The 7279-nt window shown below is 71.4% G+C and carries 4 protein-coding genes; 1 reads left to right on the top strand and 3 read right to left on the bottom strand.

Going from position 1 to position 7279, the window contains the following annotated elements:
• Window positions 1–214 precede the first annotated feature (214 nt).
• Window positions 215–793: a TetR family transcriptional regulator gene (locus ACFZB3_RS25620; RefSeq protein ID WP_391378847.1), complete on the top strand. Its 579-nt coding sequence runs from the start codon at window positions 215–217 to the stop codon at window positions 791–793.
• A 390-nt stretch (window positions 794–1183) separates the two neighbouring features.
• Here ACFZB3_RS25620 and ACFZB3_RS25615 read toward each other — a convergent pair whose 3' ends face one another.
• The 3 genes from ACFZB3_RS25615 to ACFZB3_RS25605 form a co-directional block, all read right to left on the bottom strand.
• A complete protein-coding gene (locus tag ACFZB3_RS25615; protein ID WP_391378845.1) occupies window positions 1184–1543 on the bottom strand; it encodes a hypothetical protein in 360 nt (119 codons plus the stop codon).
• Between the two features lie 720 nt (window positions 1544–2263).
• Window positions 2264–2908, bottom strand: coding sequence for a hypothetical protein (locus ACFZB3_RS25610; protein WP_391378843.1), 645 nt, complete (start codon window positions 2906–2908; stop codon window positions 2264–2266).
• Window positions 2909–3089: 181 nt separating this feature from the next.
• Window positions 3090–7130, bottom strand: a complete 4041-nt coding sequence (locus ACFZB3_RS25605) for a helix-turn-helix domain-containing protein (protein ID WP_391378841.1) — start codon at window positions 7128–7130, stop codon at window positions 3090–3092.
• Window positions 7131–7279: the final 149 nt, after the last annotated feature.

Raw genomic sequence — 7279 nt, 5'->3', positions numbered from 1 at the left:
TGACCAGAGCGGTCTTGGTCATGAGGGTTCCTGGAGGTAAGGTGAACTTGGGTTCATCAACTACTATGAACCTCGGTTCACGTTAATGCAAGTCCAGAATCCCGAACCGGACCCCAGGACGGAGAAGCGGACACCAACCCGCCTGCGCGAACCGCACACCCCAGGTCCGACACGTGACACCTGTCACCCACCCTTCGGAGAGTGAGAGCCCCTCATGACCCAAGCCCGAGCCCCACGCGCCGATGCGGTGCGCAACCGCAAGAAGATCCTCGACGCGGCACGCGAACAGATCACCGTCAACGGACCCGACACGGGCATGGACGAGATTGCGGCCGCCGCCGGCGTCGCCGTCGGCACCCTCTACCGGCATTTCCCGACCAAGACCGATCTCGTGGCCGCCGTCCTGGCCGAGTACAGCAGCCGCATCGCCGACGACGTCGAAGCCGCCCACCAGCGCGCCGCCGAGGGTGCCCGCGCCCTGGAAGAGATCACCGGCTTCCTCGCCCGCGTCGTCGAAGCCACCGCCACCAACCACGCCGTCAAGGCCGCCGCAAGCACCCTCGGCGCCCGCCTCGACCCCGACGTCGAACTGCGCGCCCGCACGGCACTCGACGAGCTGATCGCCGTCGCCATCGCGGACGGCGACATCCACGCCGACGTCAGCGTCGACGACATCTATCTGCTCATCTCCACAGCCCCCACCGACCAGCCCCCCGCGCACCGCAGCCGCTGGCTCACCCTCGTCCTCACCGGCCTCACCACCCACACCCGCACCCGCACCCGCAAGGACTGACATCCCCGATCGCGCCACATCCCGGCACCGCTCAGGCGGTCGCCTCGGTCGGCGCGGCTCGGCCGTGCTCGGGCTGCCGCACTCCCACGTGCGAGCCCGACACGTCCGCGCCGGTTCAGAGGTCACTTTCCTGTTCGAGGTGCGCGCACTCCCCCATTGCTGGAGCCCGGCTCGCCGTATCGCGGGTCCGCACCCACCGCACGGTCCGGAACACCGGGCACAACCGCGGTGCGACGACACGGCGGCCTCGGAGCGGACCGCCCGACCGGCGGTCCCGGGCTGTCGGGAATTGCTCTCTCACGTGCCGGCCGGAGCCGACCACGCGATGCCTCCGGGCACCGACATGATCGGCTCCGTGCTGTTGGTTCGGTGGGTGTCCGGCCCGAGTTCCTACGACACGTGGAACGTCGTCGTCTGACTGCTGGTCCTGGGAAGGTACTGCGGCCTCCAGGCCCACCCGCGGTTGCTGAACTTGTAGTGGAATTCGATCGACGCGTTCTGCTTCCACCAGTAGTTCCAGGCGGTGGCGCAGGTGTGGGGGTTTGCGTACCAGATCGGCGAGTCGTCCCAGTCGTTGAACTGGTTGTAGCCGAACGCCCAGAACCGCAGCTTCGCGTCCGAGTCGTTGCAGACGGTGATCTGCACGGCGGCGACGTCGTCGGCACTGGCCGTGGTGGGAAAGGCCAGGCCTCCCAGGACGGCACCCGCCGCGAGTACCGTTACGGCGAACCTCTTTTTGATGTCACGCATATCGCTACCACCATTCCGTTGAAGTGAGGGCGATCGGCCCAGTAGGTCTTTGGATCGCAGCCAGGTCCGCGCCAGGTCGCCGGGTGACCCACCCGCTCGGACGGACGCGGCCAGGACGGCCAGCTGGTCCGTCGTGAGGACCGGGCGACCCGGGCCAGGGCCTTTCTCATGGCCAGGCCCGTGTAGGGAGACTGAACGATGACGGGGTCGGTACCGCGCAGGGCCGGCACGTCGGCGGTCGCCGAGGTGCCGACGGTGGTGAGAGTGACGCCGTACGCCTTCTTCAGCCGGGGGAAGCGCGGTGACCCCCATCGGCAGCGCCGTACCCAGCGTCGCCGGCAGGTTCCCGGGCAGGGTTTTCCCGCCCGGGAACGTGTGCAGCAGGGTGCTCTCGTACGCGGGAGCCAGCCCGATCCTCCCGGCCGCCACGGCCTTCGCGGTTGCGGAGGGCGAGGCGTAGTCCGCCGTCGCCATCCGCACCTTCTGTCCGGCCCGGGTGAGAAGCTCGCCGTGAACGGCTGCCACCACCCGGCTCTCCGGCGAGGTGTCGGCGCCGATCACCGTCGGTCCCTCGCCGTCCGCGCAGGCGGTGTCGGGGTGGCTTGACGCGCCCACCGCGCAGCCGGTCAGGAGGGCCGGCGAGCACACGGCGGCGGCGAGCCGGAGCCGGGAACGGGTTCGCGAAGTCGGGGAGCACCACATGCCGTTGTCGGTCCGGGATCAGTGGCAGTGTGCGCCGCGCTCGGCCGACGTCATCTTCGCGTCCTTGAAGTTGACGTAGCCGGTGTTCTGGTGGTCCGAGTCGTAGCCGGACTGCTGGTAGTCGTAGATGTACCAGATGTAGTGGCCGTAGTAGCGCTTGCCGAAGTGGAGTTCGTACCAGCCCTTCGCCTGCTGCTTGCCCGTGCCGCGCTCGATCCAGCCCTTGTAGCCGGACGGGATGTTCACCGTGTTGCTCTCGGTGTCCGTGTGCGACACCTCCCAGCTGTGGCTGTACGTGGTCTGGACGCTGAACGTGAACACCTCCTCCCACTTGTAGCTCGCGCCGATCGTGATTCCGACGGTGTTGGTCGAGCCGGTCGTGTCCGCCCAGTCGATGCGGTGCTGGTTGGTCTGGCTCCCGCAGTTGAAAGCGGTGGTGCCGACCTGGTGCCTGGGGCCGGTGTAGGTCCAGTAGGACTGCGGGTGGAAGTCGCACACGTCCGCCCAGCTGCAGGCGTCCAGGAGCTGCCTGGTGGTGGGGCTGTCGTCGGCGGAGGCCTGCGGGACCGCCATCAGAGAGGCACCCAGGGACAAGGCGGCGACCGCCCCGGCGGTGCGAAGGGTGCGCTTGGGTGAGGCGGGCTTGCGGCGTGCGAATGCCATCGTTGACTCCAGTGAGGAGGAGCGGGCACCGACGGGGACGTCGGCGTGAGCGGCCCATCGGGTTTCTGGGCGAGCCTCACTCTTGGCGGCCTGGATTTGTCTATCAATGCAGGTCAGAGGCGTAAACAACCGAGCAGGGCCCAGGAATCAGACATGTGGGCCCCCGTTCACGGTCCCGTCATCAGCGGTACGGTGAGCGGCCGTGCGTCGCCGTGGTGCGGCGCCCGCCGCTCCTTCCGGATCCTGGGCGGACGGTTCTCCGGGGCTCGCCGCGAGGTTCCGGTTCGGCCGTCGGCGAGGACGGGGCCCTGCGTCGCGCTCCGCGGGACCACACCGTCCCAGGCGTCACGCCGGTGTGCTTCGCAGTGTCACGGACGCGTGTGCCGGGCTTCCGGGACAAGGGCTTCCGCTCGACGGGCGACGCCGAGGCGGGCGACGCCGAGGCGGGCGATGGCAAGGCAGTGCTCGCCGGCGCCGGCGCCTCTGCCACGGCCGGGACGGGACCGGCTTCCGCGATCCGGTCCGCGGAGCCGGACACGTCGCACAGACGCCTGTAGGGCACATCGGGGAGGTAACTCCACCATTCACCGGCGGTGAGATTGCGACCGGCGCGCACGCAGAGCCCGGCGACGACCTGGGCGGGTCCGACGGCGTACCGCCGGACGGGGACGTGACCGCCTCCGGCATAGAGCCAGTTGCCGTCCGCGTCGAAAGCGAGCGAACGGATCGCGTCGCCCTGCGTGTCGAGGCTGCCGCCGAGGGGCTGCCGGGTGGCGGTGTCCCAGACGCGCAGCGTGCCGGAACCGTAGCCCACGGCCAGCGTGCGGCCGTCGGGGCTGAAGGCGAGCGCGGTGACCCGGGCCCCTGAAGCCACGGCACCGGGCGGGACAACCGCGTCCTGGTTGCGTTCCTCACGGCCGCCCCGGACCGTGACGCTCCCGAGGTCGCCGCCGGTGGCCAGGTGGACGCCGTCGGGGCTGAGAGCGACGACGTCCGCACGGTCGGCCGGGCCATGGGGCACGTCGGTGTCCAGGCCGTAGGGCAGAGCGGTGGCGGGGCCGGCGAAGCCGGAGCCCAGGGCGGCTCTCAGGGCGGCGGCCAGAGCCCTGGGCCGGTCGGTCCGTGTCCCGTGGGCGGTGTCCCACACCTCTCCGGTGAGCGAACCGACGGAATTCACCCGTGCGACCAGCAGTTTCCCGCCGCCCTGGGTGAGCGCGATCGAGTGCACCGTGGACGGGTCGTCCGGGTGAAGTGTCGCCTGCACACGGTGGGCGGTCACATTCCATACGACGAACCGTGCCTCGTGCGCCTCGGGGCCCCCGCCGGCGTAGGCGAAGGACCGGCTGTCCGGGCTGAACGCCATGAGCGGCTCGGTGTCCCCGGCCACGCTCCGTACCGGTGCCCCGAGTGCGGGCGGTTCGCCGACGACGCGGCCGGTCCTGGTGTCACGCAGACGGAAACGGTAGTGCTCGCCGACGCGTTCGGCTGTGGCCAGCAGGCTGCCGTGGGGGCTGAACGTCGCATGGTCCGGCGACCGGTCGAGCCACGGGGAGGTGAGCGGCACGGAGAGGTCGAAGGTGTGGACCGTGCCGCCGGTCAGACAGCGCAGGGTCGGGGTGCCGGGGTCCCAGGCCAGAGCGGTGACGGGCCCGTCGGCCGAGACGTGGCGGAACACCGGTGCCGCTGCCGCCGATGTCCGCCAGACCGTCGTCACGTCCTGCTCGGTCACGGCCAGGAACCGTCCGTCCGGAGTGAACGCGACGTGGGAGGCCCCAGGTTGGACGATGTCCGCGAGCTGTCGGCCCGAGGTGGTGTCCCACACTCGTATTCCCGCCTCTGTGACGGCCGCGAGCCTGGTCCCGGTCCGGTCGAGGACGGGAGAGGCGGACGCGCAGTCCACGCCCGACGAGACCTGCCAGGCGCCCGGGACGGTGCGGTGACGGACGACGTCCCGTAGCGTGAGCGGCTGGTCCTGTGCGCAGACCACCGCCAGTCGCCCGTCCGCGCTGAGGATCACGGCGTCGGCGGCGGACCGCTCCAGCACCACCGGGTCGTCCGTGAGCGCACGCAACTGCCCCGTCCGGTCCGGGCCCTTCACGATGTAGGCACCGACGCCGGGGATCGTGGCGGCGGCTGTCCGATGTCCGCCGGGGTCGTGGGTCGTTGCCGGTCCGTCCACCGCTGCCGGCAGACGCCACAGCCGGGGGCCGCCGACGTCGCCGGAGCCTGTCAGGGCGAGGGTCCGTCCGTCGGGGCTGACCGCGGTCACCGGGAGGTCCGGCAGCTGCCCGGATCCGGTGCGGCTGTGTGTGGCCACGTCCCACGCCGACCACCTGCCGCCCCCGACGCCGAGCAGGGTGCGCCCGGAGTCGGTCAGGAAGTCATGGATGCCGCCGCCCGGGTCCGGGTCGGTGAAGGCGTCCCGCTCGGGGTCGGCCAGTGCGTCGACCAGGGCCGCTCGGGTCTCCGGCAGCGGGGCGAGCCGCCACGCGGCGATGCTGAGCAGCGTCCTGGTGCGCGGGTCGGTCACCCGGTCCTGGTCGGCGAGGTCGGCGACCCGGCGGGCTGCCGCCAGGCTGCGCTCCGCCGCGGCCACGCCGCGCTCGTGCCAGGCGATCTGACCGGCGATCAGGGCCCCGCACATCGCGCACGTGAGCGCGACCACGAGTCGTCGTACGCGGCTCCGCATGCGGGCGGCCGTCCAGCGCTCCATGCGGTGGGCCACCCGGGAGGCGGAGAGGAAGGCCCTCTCCCGCGCGGTGAGATCGCCGTCGAGCCGCTCGCGGGTGAACAGCGCGTCGGCCAGGGCGAGATGGACCCCCCGGTACAGGGTGCCGGAATCCCGGCCGTGCTCCTGCCAGTTGCGGGCGGCCTCGGTGAGGTGGCGGCGCATACGCAGCCGTTCGCGGTTCTCCTCGATCCACCGCCGCAGTCGGGGCCAGCCCGTGATCAGGGCATCGTGGGCGAGTTCGACGTTCTCCTCGTCCACGGTGACGAGACGGGCGTGGGAGAGCCGTTGGAGGACGACGGGCACCTCGGGGTCCGGCCACTCGCCCAGATCGGCCCGCCTGACCGGGCGGCTGCTGTCGGGAGCCCCGTCACCGGGGGCGACGAGGGCCAGCAGGAGCCGCCGGGCGGTACCTGCCTGGTCGGGCGACAGCCGGCCGTACACGTCCTCGGCCGCCGCGGCGATCGCTCCGTGGACGCCGCCCGCCTCCTCGTACGCGGCCAGGGTGAGCACTCCGCTGCGCCTGCGCCGCCAGGTCTCGCGCAGGGCGTGCGAGAGCATCGGCAGCGCGCCGGGCTGGTCGTACACGTCCTCGACGATGCGGGCGGTCAGCTCCCGCTCGATCCTCAGGCCTGCTGCCGTGGCCGGTTTGACGACCGCGTCCCGCAGCTCCTCCCGGGTCATCGGCCCGACCGTGAGACTCGTGCTCCGCATCGCCTCCGCGAGGCCCTGGTGCTCCGCGCACCGGGCGTGGAAGCCGGCGCCCACCGCGACGACCACGCGCAGCCGGCCGCCGGAGTCCTTGGCGGCGAGCAACTGCTCGACGAACAGCCAGCGTTCGGCACGGTTCCGGCACAGCGTGAAGATCTCCTCGAACTGATCGACCACGACGATGCGGTGGGGCTCGTCGGGCCCCGGTGTCAGCAACCGGCCGTGGGTGGTGGCGGGCCGCGTGCCGGGTGTGAGCAGCCGGAGTTCCGCACCGCGGCCCATCTCCTCCACCACCTTCGCCAGCCGGGGCATGGCCCCGGCCCGCAGCAGGGAGGACTTCCCGCTGCCGGACGCTCCGATCAGCACCGCGAACAGCTGTTCCTCCATCAGCCTCACGGTCCTCTCGGCCAGTTCGTCCCGGCCGAAGAACAGTTCCTGATCGCCCGGTTCGAACCGCGCCAACCCCTGGTAGGGCGACTCCCCGTTCCCCGTGCCGCAGACCACGATCTCGTCGGCGGCCGTCGCCCACCGGCGCTCCCACTCCTCGGGGTCCGCCCCGCAGGCCCGCGCGTAGGCGCGCGCGACGGCCACCGACGGCAGCCGCTCGCCCGAGGCCGCCCTCGCCAGGGCGGCCACCGAGACACCGGCCCGTTCCGACATCGTCCGGTACGGCGGAGATCCGGCCCGCGCACGCAGTGTGCGCAGTTCATGGGCGAAGCGCTGCGTCGGCCCCGCGTCGGGATCGAGTGGACGCTCTGGGCGCCCCCGCTGCCGGCTGCTCACCGGTACCCCAGCAGCGGGCTTTTCACGTTCACGGGCAATCGCTCTCACAAACGGCGCGCGACAGTCACTCGCCGACCGGCGAGCAGGGCATGACAGCTTGAAGGTCCCGCAATTCATATAACGAATTACGTATAATGTGAAGCGGGCAT

The organism is Streptomyces sp. NPDC008092 (assembly GCF_042957285.1).
Taxonomy (GTDB): domain Bacteria; phylum Actinomycetota; class Actinomycetes; order Streptomycetales; family Streptomycetaceae; genus Streptomyces.
Note: the sequence above shows the minus strand (reverse complement) of the source record. Positions and strands in the feature narration are given on the sequence as shown.